This window comes from Bacillus cereus (assembly GCF_002564555.1).
Lineage (GTDB): Bacteria > Bacillota > Bacilli > Bacillales > Bacillaceae_G > Bacillus_A > Bacillus_A cereus_K.
Genome location: NZ_NUVD01000012.1, coordinates 39,682 through 62,746, shown reverse-complemented (window position 1 = coordinate 62,746; position 23,065 = coordinate 39,682). Strand labels below are relative to the sequence as shown.

The window sequence follows — 23,065 nt, the reverse complement described above, 5'->3', positions numbered from 1 at the left end:
ATTTCTATCCCCATTCTTTCATTTTATAGATTCACAAACACATTGTAGTAATGCTTCTACAGTGTACTCTTTTGGCACAATAACATGTGGAAAATAAAGGTTCGCCTCTTTTTCCGTAATAGGACCTATACAAGCAATTGTACATTTTTTTGTCCATTCTCTCCAGTTTGTATCCTCAAGTAAACGAACAAAACTAGTAACAGTTGAAGGGCTCGTAAATGTAATAATATCTACTTTCCCTACTTCTAAAGCTTCTATAAGCTCTTGTTTCCTCTCTACATTTGCTTCCGTACCGTATACGATAAGCTCATCTAGAAAAACATCCATTTCCCGAAGTTTAACTGGAATTACATCTCTTGCTAAATTCCCTTTTGGAAATAAAATGCGCTCATTCCCTCTTAATTCTTTTACAAACTCTTCTGCAAATACTTCTGCAACAAATGAAGTTGGAACAAAGTGTACTTGATAGCCCCGCTTTTCTAACTCTAACTTTGTTTTCACACCGACAGCAGCAACTTTAATTGCTGCTGGGAGCTTCTTACTCAAACTATCTAGAAAGAAAGCTACACCATTTTTACTCGTAAAAATAACCCAGTCATACGAATGTAGTTGCTCTGCTATATGTTGAATTTCTTGCTGAGATATACCCTCCATACGCAAAAGCGGAATTTCCAATGGAATTCCGCTCATTTCTTTCACTGCTACACTCATCTGTTTCGCTTGATGCTGGGCACGTGTAATCAATACCGTTTTACCAGCGAGAGCATTCATACTTACTGTTGCCCCTGATTTGCCGCAAGAATGAGTTCTTTTGCACCTTGTTTAATTAAACGGTCCGCTGCCTCTAGTCCTACTTCCACTGGATCAGTGCCCACTACTGTCTCTTTCAATAAAACAGAACCATCCATAGAACCGACAAGAGCCGTTAATTCGATTGCATCATTTTCTGCAAGAGTTGCATATCCAGCGATTGGAACTTGGCATCCACCTTCAAGTTTATGAAGAAATACTCGCTCTGCTGCTACTGTTCTTTCTGTTACGGCATCATTCATATGCGATAATAACTGTAATAAATCCTTATCATCCTCACGACATTCAATCGCTAATGCCCCTTGTCCTACAGCTGGTACACACAACGTTTCATCTAAATGTTCTGTAATAACTTCCCCGTCCCAGCCCATTCTCTGTAATCCAGCTGTCGCTAAAATAATTGCATCGTAATCTTCATCTTTTAACTTACGTAAACGTGTATCGATATTCCCGCGAATCCACTTCACTTGTAAATCTGGTCTCGCAGCTAGTAGTTGTGCACTACGTCTCAAACTACTCGTTCCTAAAATCGCGCCTTCTGCTAAGTCTTTAAATGCTTCTCCGTTTTTAGAAATAAAAGCATCACGAGGGTCAACGCGCTTTGGTGTACAACCAATCGTTAATCCATCTGGAAGTACTGCTGGCATATCTTTCATACTATGTACTGCCATATCGATTTCTTTCGTAAGTAACGCGTGTTCAATTTCCTTAACAAACAAACCTTTTCCGCCTACTTTTGAAAGTGTAACATCTAAAATAACATCACCTTTTGTGACGATTTCTTTCACTTCAAATTCATATGGTAAACCGAGCGCTTTTAACTGATCAATAAACCAATTTGTTTGTGTTAATGCTAGTTTACTCTTTCGTGAACCTACAATAATTTTGCGCATAATTCTCTCTCCTTATTATAAATACCAAAAGTGGAAATTGGATAAACTGCTTAATAGAAAAATGTTAACTAGTATTACGAGAAACGCCCCAATATTCCACAGCACAATTTTCTTACCTTGCAATACACCTGCCGCTCGTAAATATAAACCTGTGCAATATACAATTAGAACGACAAAAGAACCGATTACTTTCGTATCATACCAATGGAAATTGTCCAATTTTGTATATCCCCATATGCATCCTAATATAATTGCTAATAAGAAAAACGGAACAGAAAATAAGTTTAATCCGTAAGACATAGATTCTAGCTTCGGTAAATTTCCTAATCTTCTTAATCTCGCATTCCACTTTTTCTTTTTTAATAAGCGATATTGCAATAAATACATAATAGAAAAAATAAACGATACAGTAAACGTCGCATAAGAAATAATCGCCATACCAACATGCACGTATACAAGTTCTGAAACTAATTGCTCTGCAAGTACTGGCGACATTTTTCCGAGCGGTGTAAAAATAGAAAAAGCGCTTACGCCAAATGCTACAACATTTGTAAAAAAGACTAAAAAGTCAACACGCATAAAACGATTAATGACTAATGACATCGTAATCAATAACCAAACATAAAAATAAATCCCTGATAATAGAGTTAAAATAGGATTCGTATCTGAATCTGTAGCCCGAAGCAACATAAAAATAGACTGCAGAACCCATACAATTGAAAGTAACCAAAAAGCAAGTCGGTTCGCCTTTCGGTTACTTTGGAAATAATCTATAAAATATAAACTAATGCTACAGGCATATAAGATAATTGCAATATGATAAATAATACTGTTATTAAAAAAACTCATCCGATCATCCTTCCGATTTATAAAGATGGAACGGATGGTGTCCACGCTCTTTTATGTTCTACTTCTTCCGCACAACTCTCTACGTCTTCCATTTCTAAATCGAAAATTTTTGCAAATAACGCTAATTTTTCGCCAGCTCCCTCTTCAGCAGCTATTTCTTTCGCTACTAAAATTGGGTCTTTTAATAATTGGTTAATAATACTTTTCGTATGCTTACTAATTACTTTTTTCTCACGATCACTAAGAGTTGGTATTTTTCGCTCAAGGCTTTCCATTGTTTCACTTTGAATGGCAAGTGCCTTATCACGAAGAGCTGATATTAAAGGAACAACACCAAGTGTACTTAACCACGTTTTAAATAAAACCATTTCCTCTTCAATCATAAATTGAATTTTCTCTGCTTCTTTCAAACGCTCAGCACGGTTTGCTTCCACTACACCTTGCAGATCATCAATGTCATATAAGAAAGAACCTTCCAGCTCATCAATCGCTGGATCAATATCACGTGGCACTGCAATATCAACCATAAATAAAGGACGACCTGAGCGCATTTTCTCTACTTTCGTCATCATCTCTTTCGTAATGACATACTCTGATGCACCAGTTGAACTAATTAAAATATCCGCTTCTAATAATGCACATTGCAATTCACTTAAAGATTTTGCATGTCCCATATACTTCTCAGCCATTACTTCTGCTTTCGATAACGTTCTATTCATGACTGTTACTTTACGAGCACCGCTTCCGTATAAGTTTTGCAATGCAAGTTCACCCATTTTACCCGCACCAAGAATAAGTACATGACAATCTGTTAACTCACCAAATATTTTCTTTCCGAGCTCAACAGCAGCATAACTAACAGACATCGCACTTTCACCAATTGTTGTTTCTGAATGAGCACGTTTTGCCAATGTAATGACTTGCTTAAACAATTCATTAAAAATTGTGCCTGTTGCTTTCACTTGTTGTGCTTCTAAAAAGCTATCTTTTATTTGTCCTAAAATTTGCGTCTCTCCAACTACCATAGAATCTAAGCCGCACGTTACGCGGAATAAATGATCTACTGCACCATCTTGTTCAAAAATAGTTAAATATGGTGCAACCTCTTCTATTTCAAGCTGAAACCAATCAGCTAAAAACTTCTTAATATAATACCGTCCCGTGTGTAATTGATCGACAACAGCATAAATCTCAGTGCGATTACAAGTTGATACAATGACATTCTCTAACACGCTCTTTTGATTTTGTAATGTAGTCATTGCTTGCTCTAGCTCTGCTGCCTGAAATGTGAGTTTCTCACGAAATTCTACAGGGGCTGTTCGATAATTTACACTAACAACAAGAATATGCACGCAGCATGTCCCCCTTCACCCGTTTTATCACTTTATCTACTATCATAATACAACTTTCCTCTTATGAATCTGACAATCGTGTGAACAACCGATTATTTTTCATCTATTCTCCGTATGTAATAAAGGAGATTCAGTAAAACGAATAAAAACTTTCTACTTTATAATAATTATAAAATAATAACTCTATTTGTACGTTACCAAAAAAAGTCCTCATAATCAAGTGATGGAAACTATTCCATATAAATTATAACATCATCTTCCCTATCTTCTTTCATCATGAAGGAAAATATGTATGATTGTTCCAAAATACAATACACACTTTCTCAATACAATGTATTTGACATCTTATTTCTTTTTCGTTATATTGATTTTACAAAATTAAATTGCGCACAATTTAAAAATCACAAGGAGTTGCTTATGAAAGAAAATCCTTTACATCTAGATAACCAACTTTGTTTTTCTATTTACGCTTGTTCTAGAGAGGTTACTCGTTTTTATCGACCGTATTTAGAAGAAATGGGCATTACGTATCCCCAGTACATTACTTTACTCGTACTATGGGAGCAAGATGGACTAACAGTAAAAGAAATTGGAGAACGTCTATTTTTAGATTCCGGTACGTTAACACCTATGTTAAAACGAATGGAATCATTACAACTTGTAAAACGTGTTCGTTCCAAAGAAGACGAGCGAAAAGTTTGTATTGAATTAACAGAACAAGGTAAAGATTTAAAGGAAAAGGCTTGTTCATTACCAACAACGATGGCTACAAATTTAGGAATTACAGAGCAAGAATATCGTTCTTTACTAATTCAATTAAATAAACTAATTGAAACAATGAAAACAATTAATGATCGAAAAGGGGAATAAAGATGGATAAATTATATACTGCTTCAGTAACAGCAACAGGTGGAAGAAACGGGAAAGTAGTTTCAGATGACGGCATATTAAATCTTGATGTAAAAATGCCGAAAGCACTAGGTGGTGCAGGCGGAGAGGCAACAAATCCAGAACAGCTATTTGCTGCTGGTTATGCAGCTTGTTTTGATAGCGCATTGCAACTTGTCATTCGTACAAAGCGTGTGAAAGTGGAAAGTACAGAAGTAACTGCTCACGTTTCTATCGGAAAAGATACAGATGGTGGTTTCGGGCTATCTGCTGTACTTGATGTACATGTCGCTGGCGTTTCTCATGCAGAAGCACAAGAACTTGTAGAAGCCGCTCACGGTGTATGTCCTTACTCGAAAGCAACAAGAGGAAATATTGAGGTTACATTAAACGTACGTTAGTATATATAAAGAAAAAAACGCGCGACATTCGTCACGCGTTTTTTGTTTTTGTCATTTTATGAATTGCCTTCCACGCTTCTTCTTTTCCAAGTCCTGTTTCAGAAGAGAATAGAACAATTTCATCGCCAATTTCAACAGCAAGCGTTTCTTTTACAACTTTTAAATGCTTTTGCCATTTCCCTTTCGGAATTTTATCGGCTTTCGTCGCAATAATAATTGTTGGGATTTCATAATGCTTTAAGAAATCATACATCATCACGTCATCTTTTGTTGGTTGGTGACGTAAATCAACTACTAATACAGCTGCGTCTAATTGCTCACGTGTTGTAAAGTACGTTTCAATCATTTTGCCCCATGCCGCGCGCTCCGTTTTAGATACTTTCGCATATCCATAACCTGGAACGTCAACAAAATGCATCATTTCATTGATTAAGAAAAAGTTCAGTGTTTGCGTTTTTCCTGGTTTAGAAGAAATACGCACTAACTTTTTACGATTTAAAATTTTATTAATAAAGGAAGACTTCCCGACATTTGAACGACCTGCTAATGCAATTTCTGGTAAATCACTGTCTGGATATTGTTCTGGTTTAACAGCACTAATTACAATATCTGCTTTTGTTACTTTCATTGTTTCACTCCTACTAATGCGTGCTCCAATACTTCGTCTAAATGAGATGCAAGCACAAACGTAAGATTCTCTTTTACGCTCTCTGGAATATCATCTAAATCTTTCTCGTTCTCTGCTGGCAAAATAATTTTTGTTAAGCCTGCGCGATGAGCACTTAATGTTTTTTCTTTCAATCCACCAATTGGTAATACACGACCACGAAGTGTAATTTCACCTGTCATACCAACTTCTTTACTTACAGGAATACCTGTTAGTGCAGAAATAAGTGCCGTTGCCATCGTAATACCTGCTGACGGTCCATCTTTTGGAACTGCTCCTTCTGGAACATGAATATGAATATCATTTTTCTCATGGAAATTTGGATCGATTTGAAGCTCTTCTGCACGAGAACGAATATAACTAAACGCTGCTTGTGCAGATTCTTTCATAACATCCCCAAGTTTCCCTGTTAAAATTAATTTCCCTTTACCTGGTGCTACGGACACTTCAATTGCAAGTGTATCGCCGCCTGCTGCTGTATACGCTAACCCTGTTGCCATTCCGACTTGGTCTGTTTTCTCTGCTTGCCCATAACGGAATATATGTTTACCAAGTAAGTCTACAATATTTTTCTCTGTCACAACAATACGTTTACGTTCTGCTGTAACGATAATTTTCGCTGCTTTACGGCAAACTTTTGCGATTTGGCGCTCTAGCGTACGAACACCAGCCTCACGTGTATAATAACGAATAATTTCAAGAAGCGCTTCATCACGTACTTGTAAATTACCTTTTCGTAAGCCATGCTCTTTTAATTGTTTTGGCAGTAAATGTTCACGAGCAATATGCACTTTTTCAAGTTCTGTATAGCCAGCAATCGAAATGATTTCCATGCGGTCAAGCAATGGACCTGGAATACTTGAAAGTGTATTAGCAGTAGCTACGAACATAACTTTCGATAGATCATATGGTTCTTCAATGTAATGATCACTGAAGTTATGATTTTGTTCTGGATCTAACACTTCAAGTAATGCTGCTGATGGATCTCCTCTGAAATCGTTAGACATTTTATCAATCTCATCTAATAAGAAGACTGGATTAACTGTTTTCGCCTTTTTCATACCTTGAATAATGCGTCCTGGCATTGCTCCAACATATGTACGACGGTGACCACGAATTTCAGACTCATCGCGTACACCACCAAGGGATACACGGACAAAATTACGATTCAATGACGTTGCAATCGAACGCGCTAACGAAGTTTTTCCGACCCCAGGAGGTCCTACTAAGCAAAGGATAGGTCCTTTTAATGAATTCGTTAACTTCTGTACAGCTAAATATTCAAGTACGCGCTCTTTCACTTTTTCAAGACCGTAATGATCTTTGTTTAAAATCTCTTCAGAATGAACAAGATCAATCATATCTTCTGTTGCTTCTGTCCATGGAAGTGCTAATAACCAGTCCATATAATTGCGAATCACACCGCTCTCCGCAGAACTCGCCGGTAACTTTTCATAACGATCTAATTCTTTCAGTGCAGCCTTCATTGTTTCTTCAGGCATTCCCGACTGTTCAATTTTCTCACGAAGTTCTTCAACTTCCCCGCCCTTACCTTCTTTATCACCAAGTTCAGTTTGAATCGCCTTCATTTGCTCACGTAAGAAATATTCTTTTTGTGTGCGCTCCATTGAACGTTTTACTTTTTGTCCAATTTTCTTTTCTAGGCTAAGCAACTCTTGTTCATCTTGAATAATTGAAATAAGTGTATGTAATCGTTCTTTCACAGATACAATCTCTAAAATCTCTTGTTTCTGCTTCGTTTTAATTGGCAAGTGAGAAGCAATTAAATCAGCTAGTCTTCCTGGTTCTTCTACATCAGCTACCGTTGCAAATGTTTCATTGGAAACTTTTTTCGAAACTTTAATATATTGTTCGAAATGCTCCAGTAACGTACGCATAAGAGCTTTTTCTTCTAAATCATCTTCCACTTCTTCAGTTATCGTTTTAATAGAAACTTGTGCTACATTTTCTTCTTCGATAAACTCTACTACTTCTGCTCTATGTAAACCTTCTACAAGGACACGAAGCGTACCGTTCGGCAATTTTAACATTTGCTTCACTTTCGCCACTGTACCTACACTATATATGTCATCTTCTTTCGGATCATCGATATTCATTTCTTTTTGCATTGCTAAAAAGATGATATTTTCATCCATTGCCGCCTGCTCTAGTGCTTGTATCGATTTATCACGTCCTACATCAAGATGCAGAACCATCGTTGGATATACGAGAACGCCTCTTAATGGTAGGAGGGGTACGATTCTTTCATTCGTATTCATACTAGACATAGCACCTCCATAATAAATTAAACTCCTGTTCAACTATTTTATATTACAATACATCTAGATGCAATTGCAGAGATTCTCTGCAATTGTAAATCCCTCGTTTTTTCTCCCTTACGAAAAGAAAAAAGACTCCGCTTAAGCATACAAACTTAAACGAAGTCTGGCAAATTTTATTATCGTTTATTTTCACATGGATTGTGCATCTGTTTCATCGACAGTAGTATGTACATCAAGCTCTCGATGCATATTCTCCTGCATAAACGTTAGCTCAAATACTTCTTTTAACTTACGAACAGGAATGATTTCAATTCCCTTTATTGTGTACAAAAATGGTTGCATGTTTTCAGCAGGAATGATGACTTTCTTAACCCCTGCTTTTTTCGCAGCTTTTATTTTTGCGTACACACCACCAATGGGCTTCACTTCTCCGTGTATACTTATCTCACCTGTCATTGCGACTTCATTATTTACATACGTACGATGCACCGCTGAATATACACCTGTTGCCATAGCGATTCCTGCCGAAGGCCCATCAATCGGGATACCACCTGGAAAATTAATATGTATATCGTACCCTTCTGGCAACACATCTAAAGAACGAAGTACTGTTAATACATTATCAACCGAACCTTTTGCCATACTTTTACGGCGAATTGATTTCGTTTGATTTCCAATACTTTCCTCTTCTACAATTCCGGTAACATTTACAGATCCTTTATCTTTCGCCGGGATTGCTGTTACTTCAATTTCTAATAATGCGCCCATATTCGGGCCATATACAGCAAGTCCGTTTACAAGACCAATCCTTGGAATCGGATAAATATGTTTTTCATATTTCGGTGTAAGCTGACTAGAGTGAACAACCCACTCTATATCTTCATCTTTAATGAAAGAGCGTTCTTCATTTATCGCCATACCGGCAGAGATTTGCACGAGATTAATTGCTTCTCGTCCATTTCTTGCATACATTCCAATCATTTCAATACCATTTTCACCTATTTGCATTTCCACTTTGTCAGCTGCATTCTTCGCTACTTTTTGAATTTCTTCCGTATCTAACTCACGGAAAAACACTTCTAAACACCGTGACCGAATAGCAGGTGGGATTTCCTCTGGTGAACGTGTCGTCGCTCCGACTAAGCGAAAATCTGCTGGTAAACCTTTTTGAAAAATGTCATGTATGTAAGTTGGAATCATCGTATTCTCTTCACTATAGTACGCACTTTCTAAAAATACTTTCCGATCTTCTAACACCTTTAACATTTTGTTCATTTGAATCGGATGTAACTCACCAATCTCATCAATAAACAAAATACCACCATGCGCATCTGTTACAGCGCCTTTTTTCGGTTGCGGAATACCCGCTTGCCCCATCGCACCAGCACCTTGATAAATCGGATCATGCACCGAACCAATCAACGGGTCTGCAATACCACGTTCATCAAACCGAGCTGTCGTCGCATCAAGTTCAATAAATGTTGCATTCGTACGAAATGGAGATTTCGGATTTCGTTTCGCTTCTTCTAATACAAGACGCGCTGCCGCTGTCTTTCCGACACCTGGTGGGCCATATATGATTACATGTTGCGGATTCGGACCACAAAGAGCCGCTTTTAACGACTTAATCCCGTCCTCTTGCCCTACAATATCTAAAAAGGATGTAGGACGCACCTTTTCCGCAAGCGGCTCTGTTAAAGAAATCTCGCGCATTTTACGAAGCTGTTCTAATTCTTTTTTTGATTCTCGATCAATGGAAACTTTTTGTGTTCGTTGGTTTCGAAGTAAATGCCAAAAATACAATCCGACAATTACGCCAAAAACAAGTTGAACAACTAAAAATATATTTGTCCAGCTCATCATTTATTTCCTCCCGCAATGTTTTATCCTTTAGTATTTCCGCGGAGGAACATAGCTAAACATAAAGAAAAACAGCAATTATAAAAATTGCTGTTTCTTCTTCGCATTATGCAGATGTTTTTGTATCAAGTACAGTACCGTCTTGTAACACCAATTTTGGCGGCTCATTATCAGCTACTGTTTCTTTCGTAAGAATACACTTCTCGATATCTTTACGAGATGGAAGTTCGAACATTACATCCAGCATTAAACCTTCAATAATAGAACGAAGTCCACGAGCACCTGTTTTACGTTCAATTGCTTTTTTCGCAATTTCGATTAGTGCGCCTTCTTCAAACTCTAACTCAACATCGTCAAGCTCCAATAGTTTTTGGAATTGCTTAACAAGTGCATTTTTCGGTTTCGTTAAAATATCAACAAGAGCATCTTCATCAAGTGGCTCTAGGTTCGCAATAACTGGAAGACGACCGATAAACTCTGGGATTAAACCAAATCTTAAAAGATCCTCTGGTAATACGTGAGATAAAACATGCTTTTCATTTACATCAGCATTTTTCTTCTCAGAACCAAATCCAATTACTTTTTCACCAAGGCGACGTTTAATAATTGGCTCGATGCCATCAAACGCTCCACCACAAATGAATAGGATGTTCGTTGTATCAATTTGAATAAACTCTTGATGCGGATGCTTACGGCCACCTTGAGGTGGAACGCTTGCTACAGTACCTTCTAAAATTTTCAGAAGTGCCTGCTGTACACCTTCACCAGATACATCACGTGTAATTGATGGATTTTCGGACTTACGTGCCACTTTATCAATCTCATCAATATAAATGATTCCTTTTTCCGCTTTCTCTACATCGTAATCAGCCGCTTGGATTAATTTCAGTAAGATGTTTTCTACATCTTCCCCAACGTATCCAGCTTCTGTTAAAGATGTTGCGTCCGCGATTGCAAATGGAACATTTAAAATACGCGCTAATGTTTGTGCCAATAATGTTTTACCACTACCAGTTGGCCCAATAAGTGAAATATTACTCTTCGCTAATTCTACATCATCAATTTTGCTGTTAGAATTAATACGTTTGTAATGGTTATATACCGCTACCGCTAGTGCTTTTTTCGCATTATCTTGTCCGATGACATACTCATCTAAGATTTCACGAATTTCTACCGGTTTCGGTACATCTTTGAATTCTACTTCTTCGTCCTTCGCAAGCTCCTCTTGTACAATTTCAGTACAAAGTTCGATACACTCGTCACAAATGTAAACACCTGGACCTGCCACTAACTTTCGAACTTGCGTTTGTGTTTTACCACAGAAAGAACATTTTAATTGCCCTTTTTCATCATTAAATTTAAACATATTTTCACACCCCTTACAAAGTGCTAACCTCTTGCCCTCGTATGTACACGATAAATGTATCGTATGTAAATACATATTATGTCACTACGTGGCGCGGAATACAAATAATATGACTAGTTATGTACAAATAAAAAATTTTTTAAAACTTTTGAAATATGTATATTCGACTTGCAAAGGAACTTTTCCTTCTTCATCGAAAAGTTTTATAAATATATTTCTATATTTATAAAACAAGGCACGATTAAAATCGCGCCTTGTTATTTTATTATGCAGCGTTGTCTACTAAGAAGTCTACAGCTTTGCGCACTTTAAGATCTTCAGATAAAGCGTCTACGCTTCCAAGAGCTTGCTTGATAGCGTCTACTGGCATACCGTACATTTCAGCCATTTTTTCAACTTCTGCAGTTACTTCTTCTTCAGTAACTTCGATGTTTTCAGCTTCAATGATAGCTTCAAGAACAAGGTTGATTCTTACACGTTTTTGTGCATCCTCTTTCATTTGCTCTTTTAATTTGTCAGCGTCAGTACCTGTGAATTGGTAGTAAAGCTCAAGGTTCATACCTTGTTGGCTTAAACGTTGCTCGAATTCACGAACCATACGATCTAACTCAGTGTTGATCATAGCTTCTGGAATGTCGATTTCAGCGTTAGCAGCAGCTAATTCTACTACTTCGTCACGTACTTTGTGCTCAGCTTCGTGCTTTTTGCCTTCTTCTAAGTTTGTGCGAAGTTTTGCTTTTAATTCATCAAGAGTTGCAACCGCTTCGTCTGCTTCTTTAGCGAACTCGTCGTTTAACTCAGGAAGTTCTTTTGTTTTGATTTCGTGAATTGTTACTTTGAATGTTGCTGGTTTTCCAGCTAATTCAGCAGCATGGTACTCTTCTGGGAATGATACTTCAACGTCTTTAGACTCACCAGATTTAAGACCCATTACTTGCTCTTCGAAACCTGGGATGAATGTACCAGAACCGATTTCTAGAGAGTAGTTTTCGCCTTTTCCGCCTTCAAATGCTTCGCCATCAACGAAACCTTCGAAGTCGATTACAGCTGTATCACCGTTTTCAACAGTGCCTTCTTCTTTAACAACTAGTTCAGCTTGACGCTCTTGTAAAGATTTTAATTCGTTCTCTACATCTTCGTCAGTAACAGTTGTTTCAACTTTTTCTACTGCTAAACCTTTGTACTCACCTAATTTAACTTCAGGTTTCACTGTAACTTTTGCAGTGAAGATAAGGTTAGCATTTTTTTCGAACGTCGTGATGTCGATTTCAGGATGATCAACTGGGAAGATACCAGCTTCATCAATCGCTTCACCGTATGCTTTTGGTAAGATGATATCTAAAGCATCTTGGTATAAAGATTCAATACCAAAGCGTTGTTCGAATAACGGACGAGGCATTTTCCCTTTACGGAAACCTGGTACGTTAATTGTTTTTACTACTTTTTTGAACGCAGCGTCGATAGAGTTGTTTACTTCTTTAGCATCAACTTCGATTGTTAAAACGCCAACGTTACCTTCTAATTTTTCCCATTTTGTAGACATTTATTCTTTCCCTCCAACTATAATAATGTATGCACATACCTCTATAGATTAAGACATTCATTATCTCTTTTTTGAAATAACAAATGCACAAATAATCCTCTAGCAAAAGCTTTCAGATATAATGTTTCAATCTATTAATTGTCTAAAAGACAATTACGGTATATTTTGTTCGAGAATAATATGAAACATATTAAGTAAGAGAATTACACTTCTCTTCTCTTACAAACAGGCAGATTTCTGCCTTTTGCAACCCTTACATTATAACATAGAATATGCTCGTTTCAATAACTGAACAATTCTTTTTCATAATTATACGGGCAAATATCCTTCTCTTTCAACACGTAATAACCATTGATAGGAAATATGGAACTCTTCTAATTCAATATTGTATGCTGTCATAAGTTCTTCTTCATCAATAGCCAATCCGAAACGCTTTCTTCCAATTCTCTCTAAAACAGCAGCCCAAATCTCTACTTTATTCATTAATAGAGGGAACGGGAAAACACTAATTTGCAATTCTTTCCAATATGTAACCATCGCATCAAATATATCGGGATAATTTTGCTCTAATCGGCTTGATAATGTATGTATAATATTATTGGATTGCTCCTCATTATGACCTGTAAATGCTGGAATCACCTTAATCGTATTTCCAAACTTTTCTACTTCTATTTCTTCTTCTATTTGATTTTCTATCATTTTATATAAAATAGAAGTTTTCAAATAAGGGTGCTGCTTTTCGTCTACTAAAAATTTCTTTAAAACAGGTAATGCGATATCCAAGTCTTTTAATGAAATTTGTTGAATCGCTCTTAGCTTCTGTCCAAAGTTTTCTCCAAAAAGTTCATTAGTAAACTCATCCAATTCAAAATTTGAATCCACTAGCGACATATCTTCCTCATTTAGCATACCTTCTGCAAATAAAGCAAGTTGTGCTAATTTTTCCTTTTGCTCAGGCATTATATCTTTCGTTTGCAAAACTTTTTCAACAGTTTCAATAACACCTTCATAATCATTTGTTTGAACTAAAATAGTTACATACGTTTCAAGAATATCGCCAAATAAGACAACACCCGTATCAAGCAATTGTTCACACTTATCTTTCGCTTCTTCCATATGTTTTAATTCCAGCAAACAAATAACGGAAGCTAATTCCGTTTGTTCCGTTTCCGCATTATACTGACGTAAAATTTCAAAGCAGCGCAATGCATCTTCGAATTTCCGCTCTTTCAGCGCTAAAAAACCTTCGTCAATATAGCGCTCTGACAGTTGCGGAAACAATACGACCGTATTTTCTTTTTTATCCATACGTCCGCCTCTTTTTCTTGATTTTAATTATGTTCAAAGTAAATATATCAAATGCGTAATGAGAACACAACATCCTAAAACCATTTGTTTGAAATATAGAAATATTCACTTTTTATACTTCAATATGAACAAATCTTTATTAAAAAACTAAAATTGCATAAACAAAAACCCTCAGCAACAGGCGCAAAGGATTCATCATTAATAGAAAGCTTTTATAATTGTGGGGTATATAACAAGGGTAATAATTTGGAGAACAATAATTGCCATAACAATCATGCTAAAATAGAAGATAAGTTTACTTCGCTTCATTAAAAACATAATAATAAGCATCGTACAAGCAAACAAACTTAAGAAGAACAAACTCGTTGTCGAACTCAGTATACCACTCGGGACAAAGAACAATAAAACTACACTACAAGTACCTATAATTCCGAATAACCATTCCATTCATTCACTCATTCCCTTTCCCCCTCATGGCAGTTTTCTCTAAGCGATTAAATGTTTCACAACATCCACTACATACGTTAATTTCTCATACGCTACAAATCCAAAAGCTACAGTTAAGCCCGTTACGATTAAGCCTTTCATCATTTCTTCCTCCTCGTTTTATCGTTGTTACCTTAATTATAAAAGATTAGCAATTTCTTACCATCGAACTTCCTTACAGTTACCTTACAGAATTGTAAGATTTCAAAAATTGATTTAAAATCGTGTTAATATATTTTTGTACGACTAAGAATTTAATGTACAAGGGGGACTATGCATGTTCAAAAAAATGGCAGCTGATGTTTTAGGATTAAGCGATGTAGGTTCTGTTATTACACCGAAAGATTATGATAAAGTTGATGCTGATGATTATGTGATGCATGAAGATGGGGAGAAAATTTATTTTCTAATTAAATCAAAATCAGATGAATATTGCTTCACAAACAAAGGATTAATCCACCTAGATGGTACAAGTGCAACAAGTAAAAAGCGTACACTACGCCGCTTTAGCTATAGTAAATATCCAATTAAACACGTAGCACTTGAAACTGCGGGAACGATTGATTTAGATGTAGAAATTAAGTTTCAAATGGGAGATGAGCATTACTCAATTGATGTTCATAAAAAACATATTGAAGAATTAAAAGATTTATATAAAGCTTTACTTAAAATCGAAGAAATTTCATACGACAACGATATTACATTGCAGTATGCACATAAAAGTCTAGATATGGCATCTAACGCTTTCAGCCGTATTTCAAACGCACAAGTAAATTTAGCAGACCAATTTAAAGAGATGAACGAGATCGCTTTTAACTGGCTCGTTGATACGAAAAAGCAATATAACGTGAAAGATTACGGTTTTGTTTTTGAAAAGTTTATTAATAACTAATTTAAAGCAAACAAAAAACCTTGTTCTCAAAAGATAACAAGGTTTTTTAGCATCCCAGGAAAGATTCGAACTCCCAATCCGCCTATTTCCACACTATTTGATATATTTTGATCGCAGTCTTAATATATCTTCCTCTTCGCGAATACCTGCCGATCCCTTCCTCACATTTTTTACGACAGTCCAATTCGGGTTAGTTTCATCACCGATGTTCTGTATTGTAAAGTTGCCGTCACCATATTTTCGTTGACCTTCTGCCAATTTCTCTGTTAAACCATTTTCGTTTGCTCTCGCCATCTTTGCGCCATCTCCCTTTTTATACAACCTTCTTAAACTGTCCAACCAATCACACGTCCAGTCAATTGGAGATCCTCGCTTTCCACTTCGTTTAATTGTAACACACTGCCAGGGATAAGTTCCGATAACTGTTTCCCAATCGTACTAGAAGCGTTATCTTCTTTGAATGTGAATGCGCCGAAGCCAGTTACACTAAACGATGCGATTCCTTGCCGCTGCATTTTGTTTGTATCGTTATAAACGATTACTAAATATGCACTTAATTCGCATATCGCATTATGGGGGATATCATATCCTTTGCATTGATTGCGCAACGTTCGATCCGCAGAGTTCATTACTCGCACTTTCTTTTGATCGTCCGCATCGTCCCAGTCTTCGTTGCTGATAACGTATGCGTCAATATGTTCACTGTTTTAACGGAATTCGGTAAAATAGCTGGCGAACTAGAAAGAGCTGCGGAAAAATTTCACACCTCTTGCACAAATCAATTTTTAAACAAACAAAAAACCTTGTTATCAAAAGATAACAAGGTTTTGTTAGCGTCCCAGGAGAGATTCGAACTCCCGACCGTACGCTTAGAAGGCGTATGCTCTATCCGGCTGAGCTACTGGGACATGGAGCGGGTGAAGAGAATCGAACTCTCGACCAGAGCTTGGAAGGCTCTTGTTTTACCACTAAACTACACCCGCATATGTTATTTTGTTTTCTTCGTTAGCGCTTGTTGCCCTATCGACAATATTTATTATATGTATAACCATACATAAAGTCAACACCTTTTTTAAAAGAGGATAATTTTTCTTATCCTCTTTTAAAAACTGCTTGCTCAACTAGCTGTCCGTCTAATGTTTCAAAACGAACTTTCATTTGATTTTCATCCATTTCTAATAAGGCAAATGTCTTTTCTACACGCTGACGTGGTAATAAAACACTGCCTGGATTAATAAATAAAACACCATCGATTAATTCCGCACCTAATACGTGAGAGTGTCCGAAGCATGCAACTTGCGCTCCCACCTCTTCCGCACGGTAGGCTAATGTTTGTAATGTCATTTTCACGTTATGACGATGTCCGTGTACAACTACGAAACGAACACCATCTACATCAGTTACAATTTCATCTTGAAAGTTAGCATAATCACAATTTCCTTTTACAACATGGAAACCTTGCAGTTCTTCATGAGCAGGTGTTAGCTCTGAATCACCGCAATGAATCATGACATCTACTTTCCCTTCATATTTCGCTTTTAACTGCTGTAATTCCTTCACAGAGCTATGACTATCGCTTACGATTAAAGCTTTCATCAATCTCTCTCCCTTATTCTCCTAAAAACCATTCCGGGATTTTTTCTTCTAACTTACGAAGAGCATGCCCTCGGTGACTAATGGCATTTTTCTCATCAGAACTTAGTTCCGCCATCGCTTTTTTATATTCTTCCACATAAAAAATTGGATCATATCCAAAGCCATTTTCCCCGCGGCGCTGTTCTAAAATATATCCTTCACACGTTCCATTCACAATTACCGGTTCTTTATCCGCTTCTGGGAATGCAACTGCTAATGCACAGTAAAAACGAGCTTTACGTTTTTCAAAGTCGATGTCAGTTAGCTCCTGCAAAACTTTATCAATATTCGCTTGGTCATCTTTCGGTTCGCCAGCAAAACGAGCTGAATACACGCCTGGTTTTCCATTTAAAGCATCCACAATCAGACCTGAATCATCTGCAATTACGATAGCATCCAACTGTTTACTCAAACTATCTGCTTTTAAGATTGCATTTTCTTCAAATGTTTCACCAGTTTCTTCGACTTCTTCAATATGAGGAAAATCGTGCAAAGATTTCACTTCTAAATCAAATCGCTCAAATAACTCAGCAAATTCACGCACTTTCCCCATATTTTTTGTCGCTACAACAACTTGTTTCATATTTTCCACCTCTACTCTATATGAGATACGATGTCACCTAATGCTTCTTTTTGCATGTCAATTAGTTGGAAAATGCCTTGTTCTGCAGCATCAAGTAGTTCATTTAACTGCGCTCTGCTAAACGTCGCTTCTTCTCCCGTTCCTTGCACTTCAACAAACTGACCTTTTCCAGTCATAATCACGTTCATATCAACGTCTGCTTTAGAATCTTCGGCATAGTTTAAATCTAAAACAACACCTTGTTCTTCAACAATTCCTACTGACGTTGCTGCTAAATAATCTTTTACTGGAATTTTAGATACTTTTCCTGCTTGTAATAACTTCTCAAACGCTAATACCATCGCTACATATGCACCTGTAATAGAAGCCGTTCTCGTTCCACCATCTGCTTGAATAACATCACAGTCAATCCAAACTGTTCTCTCGCCAAGTGCTTCTAAGTCAACTACCGCACGTAATGCTCGTCCAATTAAACGCTGGATTTCCATTGTACGTCCTGTTACTTTCCCTTTACTTGACTCCCTCATTGTACGTTGTTCTGTCGCGCGTGGAATCATCGCATACTCAGCTGTTACCCAGCCCTTTCCTTCTCCACGCATAAACGGTGGTACACGCTCTTCAATTGTTGCTGAACAAATTACCTTTGTATCCCCAACCTCAATTAATACTGATCCTTCTGGATGTTTTAAATAATTCGTATGGATATGTATATGGCGTAATTCTGTTTTCTCTCTACCATCTACTCGCATAAAATAACCTCCTCATAACTACTACTCGTTAGTATAGCCAAATTTAAATGTATGATATGTATACAATAAAAGAAGGAGAACCCAAAAAGCAATTCCCCTTTCTTACTTAAGTATATCAAATTATTCGCAATTAAAAACCACCTGTATTCACGTTTTGTGGACGATTAACAGGTTTTTTTAACTTTTCACCCTTCTCGTCCATAAGATTCGCTTTCCCATTCACTTCAATAGAAACATTTTTCACACCCTGTTTTTCCGTTAACGATAACACTAATGATTTCAATACATAGTTTGAAATCTTATTTTTATCTCTATTCGCAAATATATTTTCATTAAAGTTTAAGGTAATATTCCCGTCTTGCAATTTTGGATTCGTAATAAGTTTGACCCCTGGATTAAAGTCACTCAACAGCGAATTTTGATTCGGTCCTTTTACAAGTTCATTCACAACTGTCGTAATATCATTTTCTTTCCCTTCTGCAACGCGGCGCGTAACTGGTACATAATATTGCTGTTTATTATTCTGCGCCATAAAATAAAGTGTAACTGGTTTTGTATTCGTTACATCTGCTACTTGTTCATCATCAAAGTTAATACCATTCGCACGGCTCACCCCTTCACCAAGCGGCGTACCACCATTAGGCATCTTCGCTAACTTTTCACCATTTATTTGGAACTGCACTTGTTTTATCTCTTTAAATTGCGTCAACGTCCATGCTATAGATTCAACAATTTGACGCTCTTCTTCTTTTGCATAGTTTTTCATCTCTTTAGAGAAATCAATAACTGCCGTCCCATCTTTTTTCAAATCAAGAGTCATCGTTGTATTTGCTGGAATGACCGCACGGAACCCATTCGGTAACAAATCCGTTACCGGTCCATCTTTCACAAGGTATTCTAATGTTTGCCGCACGACCTCATTTGCTTTCGGCGCTGGTATAGCTAACGTTTGTGGTACGACATAACCATTTTTATCAACAAGGTATAATTCTCTATTCACCGTTTGCCCTTGTTTATCTTTCTTAACTGTTTCTTTCTTTCCACCCTCTGTATACGTAACTTGTTTTGGCGGATCAATTTGTTCAGTCGCTTTCTCCTGATTCATAAAGCCACACCCTGTTAGTAAAACAGCGCTCACAGTAGCACCAACAACCCATTTAAAAGTGGATTTAGGCATGCCATTCCCCCCTAAAAGCTAAGTTTGTACTATTATGTATACGAGCTGTTTCACATTTTAGAACAAGCCTTGCTTCTTAATAAATAAAAAACTCCTGATTTCTCAGGAGTTCACTTATATGAGTCTACTATTATTCTGTTTCTAAATTGATATGCTTCACATTTTCAATCGGCTGACCGAACCACTTTGATGCAATTTCTTTAAATAAGCCTATTTTCCCCGTTGTTAAGAAGAGATGATCGCTTTGTTCCTCTCCCTCATTCAACATTTTACTATGGTATAAAATCGTACTTACTTCACGCGCTGTTTCATCACCCGAACTAATTAATTGTACTTTATCTCCCATTACCTTTTTAATAACTGGGCCTAAAATCGGATAATGTGTACACCCTAAAATAAGTGTATCAATATCAGTTTTTTTCAGCGGTTGCAACGTTTCTCTTACAACTTCATAGGCCATTTCACTTTCAAAATTCCCACTCTCCACAAGTTCAACGAAAGGTGGACACGCTAAACTTTCTACCATAACACGGTTATTAATAGATTTTAACGCCTCTTCGTATGCACCACTTTTCACCGTTCCAATTGTTCCAATAATCCCAACATGGTACGTATTTGTCACTTTTAAAGCTGTACGTGACCCTGGATGGATAACTCCTACTACTGGAATCGGTAATTGTTTCTGCATTTCTTCTAATACAACCGCAGTTGCTGTATTACACGCAATAACTAACATTTTGATATTTAAATCTAATAAATGCTCTGTCATTTCCCACGTAAATTGACGCACTTCTTCTCGAGAACGCGGACCATACGGGCAACGTGCTGTATCTCCTAAATATATAATACGCTCTTTCGGCAACTGACGAATTAATTCCTTCGCTACTGTTAAACCGCCAACTCCTGAATCGATAACACCGATTGCTCTATTCAACTTCATCACCCGTTTTCTCATTCATCATCTTATTTTATGTTTATCAGTATATTGTACGCACTTTAAGTTCGCTCACTTAAAATACTCCTGTATGAAATTTTTTATTTGTACCTGTATAGACTAGGACCTTATTTATTTTGCTCCTTTTTTTCGTAATTTGCAAGACAGAAAAATAGCCGACCCTCTATTTGAAAGTCAGTTTCTTCTATATAAAATACGTATTCATTACGTCACTTTTCTCTGAATAGAAGACATTCCTATTAATAAGAAAAAATGAGCAAAAATTAAAAGAACGATAATTTATTTACAGCTCTTTTTATAGCCTTACCTATTTCCACGCTAGACTGCGGATTCTGCCCTGTAATCAAACGCCCATCTACTACAACATGTGGCGTAAAATTAGGTGCTACATAAAATAAAGCTCCTTCCTCCTTCAATTTACTTTCTAGCAAAAATGGAACTCGCTTTTCTAAATGAACAGCTTTTTCTTCGTCATTTGTATAACCTGTTATACGCTTACCCGCACTAAAAAATGAACCATTCTTATTTTTCACACCAACTAAAGAACTTACTCCGTGACAAACAGCCGCTACAATCCGGTTATTGTTATACATATTCTCAATCAAATTTGCGACATACGGATTACCCGGAAAATCTACAATTGCCCCGTGCCCACCACCAAACAAAACCGCATCATAATCCGAAAAATGAGCAATTGAGATCGACTTCGTATTTTGCAATAAAGAAGCGACATACTTAAATTCACGAGGTATGCCATTCGGAATAGACACTCTATCAATAGGCACTCTACCGCCCTTTATCGACACAATATCAACATCAAACTTAGCTTTTTCAAATAGATTATAAGGAGCTGCGAGCTCTTCAAGCCATAAACCAGTCGGGTGTCCATTCATATCATGAGCACTTGTTGAAACTAACAATATCCTTTTCAACATATCCCCTCCTTACTACCTATTTATGTATGAGACATTATTATCATTCATATAGAGCGTGAAACAAACAGAAAAACAGCCGACCTTTTGTATAAAAGTCGGCTTTCTTCTTATAGTTCGAGCTCTCCCGTGCGAAGAAGCTCACCTATCACTTGCAAAACTTTATAGCCTTTATCTCCAACGCCACGCAACTGTTATATCCTCCATATAAATAGCAGGTATATCAATCCCTAAATACCACCGATTAACCTCATCATAAACAAACCAATTTTCGTCATCTAAAAATTCAGGATCTATGCTTTCAACATCAAATACACTATCTTCGTCTACCATCTCGCGAAAATAGTTTTGGAGCGGTTTACTATTCTCGTACAAACGAATTGTTCCGTACATCCATGGCATATCTCCAAAAACATCTTTAATTTCACCTATCTCCATATCCTTAAAATACAATTTCATATTTACACCTTCTTATTCACAAATGATAAAGATACCTATCTTGAATACCTCATCACATTATAAAACCGTTATTTTTAACGCTTTTTCAAACATTTTACCAAAATCATTATATGGTACCTGATGGTTTATCCGCCTCTAAATATGTACTGTCAGATAAGTATTTACAAAACCACGTAATAAAGGATTCTTCCTTTATTACACATATCTTCTCTTTCGAAGTCTGAGATACCAGTTTCCATTTCAAATGTAAACAGAAAAATAGCCGACTCTTTACATAAAAGTCGGCTTACTTCTTATAGTTCGAGCTCTCCCATACGAAGAAGCTCAACAACTGCTTGTGAACGTCCTTTAACCCCTAGCTTTTGCATTGCATTTGATATGTGGTTGCGTACTGTTTTTTCACTTATAAAAAGTTCACCTGCGATTTCTTTCGTTGTTTTATCTTGAACCAGTAATTCAAATACTTCTCTCTCTCTCTTTGTGAGTAACGGTTTAGATTGATACGCTTTTTCCTTCAACTGGTATAACCCTCCTTGCTTAAGCCAGAGCCGTGTATGTGTAAGTTGGGTGTTTATTTAGTCAAGATATTGTATGAACGAAATGTGCAGGTGGTGAATGAAAATGGGCTTTATTTCTTATGTTATTTTAGACTTTTATACAGTGCGCGCACTCATTTTATCCACTTACTTTTTAATGCGCCATATTTGTTCTAGCAATATACTTACAACTGTACCTACAAACAAACCATTTCCAAATATATATTGCATAACAGACGGCAACGATTGGAGTGCTCCAGACGGTAAAAACATAACACCGCTGCCAAATAATACTGCTACTCCTACAATTGTTACATTCCTTTCATTAAGCTCCACTTAGTTGTAAACATAATAAAAGTAAAAATGTCCCTGTCACAAGTGGTGTAAATAAAAATAAAATACGACCGTTTCCTAAAAAAATGTAATACAACCTCATAGTCTT

General features: G+C 36.8%; 24 protein-coding genes, 2 tRNA genes and 2 pseudogenes. 3 read left to right on the top strand and 25 right to left on the bottom strand.

What is annotated here, in order from left to right; genetic code table 11:
* Positions 1–18 precede the first annotated feature (18 nt).
* From hemD to hemA, 4 genes are read right to left on the bottom strand one after another with little or no spacing between them, the layout of a single operon-like run.
* Complete coding sequence (hemD, locus tag COI75_RS05765) at positions 19–771, bottom strand: uroporphyrinogen-III synthase (RefSeq protein WP_000992358.1); 753 nt, start codon at positions 769–771, stop codon at positions 19–21.
* Positions 772–773: 2 nt separating this feature from the next.
* On the bottom strand, positions 774–1,703 hold the full coding sequence (gene hemC / locus COI75_RS05760) for a hydroxymethylbilane synthase (protein WP_001226394.1): 930 nt from the start codon (positions 1,701–1,703) through the stop codon (positions 774–776).
* Between the two features lie 15 nt (positions 1,704–1,718).
* Positions 1,719–2,552, bottom strand: coding sequence for a cytochrome c biogenesis protein (locus COI75_RS05755; RefSeq protein ID WP_000007723.1), 834 nt, complete (start codon positions 2,550–2,552; stop codon positions 1,719–1,721).
* A gap of 17 nt (positions 2,553–2,569) precedes the next feature.
* Positions 2,570–3,904 carry a glutamyl-tRNA reductase gene (hemA, locus tag COI75_RS05750; RefSeq protein ID WP_000547849.1) on the bottom strand — a complete coding sequence of 445 codons (1,335 nt, stop codon included), beginning with the start codon at positions 3,902–3,904 and terminating at the stop codon, positions 2,570–2,572.
* Positions 3,905–4,321: 417 nt separating this feature from the next.
* Here hemA and COI75_RS05745 point away from each other — a divergent pair, with 417 nt between their 5' ends.
* Both COI75_RS05745 and COI75_RS05740 read left to right on the top strand, forming a co-directional pair.
* Positions 4,322–4,774, top strand: coding sequence for a MarR family winged helix-turn-helix transcriptional regulator (locus COI75_RS05745; RefSeq protein ID WP_000662437.1), 453 nt, complete (start codon positions 4,322–4,324; stop codon positions 4,772–4,774).
* A 2-nt stretch (positions 4,775–4,776) separates the two neighbouring features.
* Entirely contained in the window at positions 4,777–5,193 is a 417-nt protein-coding gene (locus tag COI75_RS05740; protein ID WP_000359777.1) for an organic hydroperoxide resistance protein, read from the top strand.
* Positions 5,194–5,224: 31 nt separating this feature from the next.
* On the opposite strand, the gene ysxC is transcribed toward COI75_RS05740, so the two are convergent.
* From ysxC to COI75_RS05705, 7 genes are all read right to left on the bottom strand, one after another.
* On the bottom strand, positions 5,225–5,821 hold the full coding sequence (ysxC, locus tag COI75_RS05735) for a ribosome biogenesis GTP-binding protein YsxC (protein ID WP_000869121.1): 597 nt from the start codon (positions 5,819–5,821) through the stop codon (positions 5,225–5,227).
* Complete coding sequence (gene lon / locus COI75_RS05730) at positions 5,818–8,148, bottom strand: endopeptidase La (protein ID WP_000097291.1); 2,331 nt, start codon at positions 8,146–8,148, stop codon at positions 5,818–5,820. The genes ysxC and lon overlap by 4 nt, the downstream gene beginning before the upstream one ends.
* Before the next feature lie 183 nt (positions 8,149–8,331).
* Positions 8,332–10,002 (bottom strand): ATP-dependent protease LonB, encoded by a 1,671-nt coding sequence (gene lonB, locus COI75_RS05725; protein ID WP_033657124.1) that lies wholly within the window; start codon positions 10,000–10,002, stop codon positions 8,332–8,334.
* Positions 10,003–10,108: 106 nt separating this feature from the next.
* Positions 10,109–11,368, bottom strand: a complete 1,260-nt coding sequence (gene clpX, locus COI75_RS05720) for an ATP-dependent protease ATP-binding subunit ClpX (protein WP_000472286.1) — start codon at positions 11,366–11,368, stop codon at positions 10,109–10,111.
* 265 nt (positions 11,369–11,633) lie between these two features.
* Positions 11,634–12,911, bottom strand: a complete 1,278-nt coding sequence (gene tig / locus COI75_RS05715; protein WP_000105213.1) for a trigger factor — start codon at positions 12,909–12,911, stop codon at positions 11,634–11,636.
* 309 nt (positions 12,912–13,220) lie between these two features.
* Positions 13,221–14,219, bottom strand: a complete 999-nt coding sequence (locus COI75_RS05710) for a hypothetical protein (protein ID WP_000358258.1) — start codon at positions 14,217–14,219, stop codon at positions 13,221–13,223.
* Between the two features lie 198 nt (positions 14,220–14,417).
* Positions 14,418–14,666, bottom strand: a complete 249-nt coding sequence (locus tag COI75_RS05705) for a hypothetical protein (RefSeq protein ID WP_000455031.1) — start codon at positions 14,664–14,666, stop codon at positions 14,418–14,420.
* A 316-nt stretch (positions 14,667–14,982) separates the two neighbouring features.
* Here COI75_RS05705 and COI75_RS05695 point away from each other — a divergent pair, with 316 nt between their 5' ends.
* Positions 14,983–15,597, top strand: coding sequence for a PH domain-containing protein (locus tag COI75_RS05695; RefSeq protein ID WP_000473864.1), 615 nt, complete (start codon positions 14,983–14,985; stop codon positions 15,595–15,597).
* 93 nt (positions 15,598–15,690) lie between these two features.
* Here the strand turns inward: COI75_RS05695 and COI75_RS05690 are convergent, their stop codons facing one another.
* The 14 genes and pseudogenes from COI75_RS05690 to COI75_RS05620 form a co-directional block, all read right to left on the bottom strand.
* Positions 15,691–15,891 carry a hypothetical protein gene (locus COI75_RS05690; RefSeq protein WP_000090086.1) on the bottom strand — a complete coding sequence of 67 codons (201 nt, stop codon included), beginning with the start codon at positions 15,889–15,891 and terminating at the stop codon, positions 15,691–15,693.
* A 32-nt stretch (positions 15,892–15,923) separates the two neighbouring features.
* A complete protein-coding gene (locus COI75_RS05685; protein WP_001083254.1) occupies positions 15,924–16,226 on the bottom strand; it encodes a hypothetical protein in 303 nt (100 codons plus the stop codon).
* A 205-nt stretch (positions 16,227–16,431) separates the two neighbouring features.
* A tRNA-Arg gene (locus tag COI75_RS05680) sits at positions 16,432–16,505 on the bottom strand.
* A 1-nt stretch (position 16,506) separates the two neighbouring features.
* A tRNA-Gly gene (locus COI75_RS05675) sits at positions 16,507–16,580 on the bottom strand.
* Positions 16,581–16,689: 109 nt separating this feature from the next.
* Complete coding sequence (locus COI75_RS05665; RefSeq protein ID WP_000645485.1) at positions 16,690–17,193, bottom strand: metallophosphoesterase; 504 nt, start codon at positions 17,191–17,193, stop codon at positions 16,690–16,692.
* Positions 17,194–17,206: 13 nt separating this feature from the next.
* The gene (locus COI75_RS05660) at positions 17,207–17,815 is read right to left on the bottom strand and encodes an XTP/dITP diphosphatase (protein WP_000815927.1); all 609 of its coding nucleotides are present in this window, start codon (positions 17,813–17,815) and stop codon (positions 17,207–17,209) included.
* 11 nt (positions 17,816–17,826) lie between these two features.
* Positions 17,827–18,564, bottom strand: a complete 738-nt coding sequence (rph, locus tag COI75_RS05655; RefSeq protein WP_001261773.1) for a ribonuclease PH — start codon at positions 18,562–18,564, stop codon at positions 17,827–17,829.
* A 130-nt stretch (positions 18,565–18,694) separates the two neighbouring features.
* Positions 18,695–19,741, bottom strand: coding sequence for a GerMN domain-containing protein (locus COI75_RS05650; RefSeq protein ID WP_098448255.1), 1,047 nt, complete (start codon positions 19,739–19,741; stop codon positions 18,695–18,697).
* Between the two features lie 130 nt (positions 19,742–19,871).
* Positions 19,872–20,681 carry a glutamate racemase gene (gene racE / locus COI75_RS05645; RefSeq protein WP_000773998.1) on the bottom strand — a complete coding sequence of 270 codons (810 nt, stop codon included), beginning with the start codon at positions 20,679–20,681 and terminating at the stop codon, positions 19,872–19,874.
* 278 nt (positions 20,682–20,959) lie between these two features.
* Positions 20,960–21,631 (bottom strand): type 1 glutamine amidotransferase domain-containing protein, encoded by a 672-nt coding sequence (locus COI75_RS05640; RefSeq protein ID WP_002095257.1) that lies wholly within the window; start codon positions 21,629–21,631, stop codon positions 20,960–20,962.
* 168 nt (positions 21,632–21,799) lie between these two features.
* Positions 21,800–22,087, bottom strand: a complete 288-nt coding sequence (locus tag COI75_RS05635; protein WP_000780762.1) for a hypothetical protein — start codon at positions 22,085–22,087, stop codon at positions 21,800–21,802.
* Between the two features lie 57 nt (positions 22,088–22,144).
* Positions 22,145–22,274: pseudogene (locus COI75_RS27220) on the bottom strand (YrhA family protein); the annotation flags it as partial.
* A gap of 106 nt (positions 22,275–22,380) precedes the next feature.
* On the bottom strand, positions 22,381–22,605 hold the full coding sequence (gene gerE / locus COI75_RS05625; RefSeq protein ID WP_000659484.1) for a spore germination transcription factor GerE: 225 nt from the start codon (positions 22,603–22,605) through the stop codon (positions 22,381–22,383).
* Positions 22,606–22,770: 165 nt separating this feature from the next.
* Positions 22,771–22,959, bottom strand: a pseudogene (locus COI75_RS05620) (purine/pyrimidine permease); the annotation flags it as partial.
* Between the last annotated feature and the right edge of the window lie 106 nt (positions 22,960–23,065).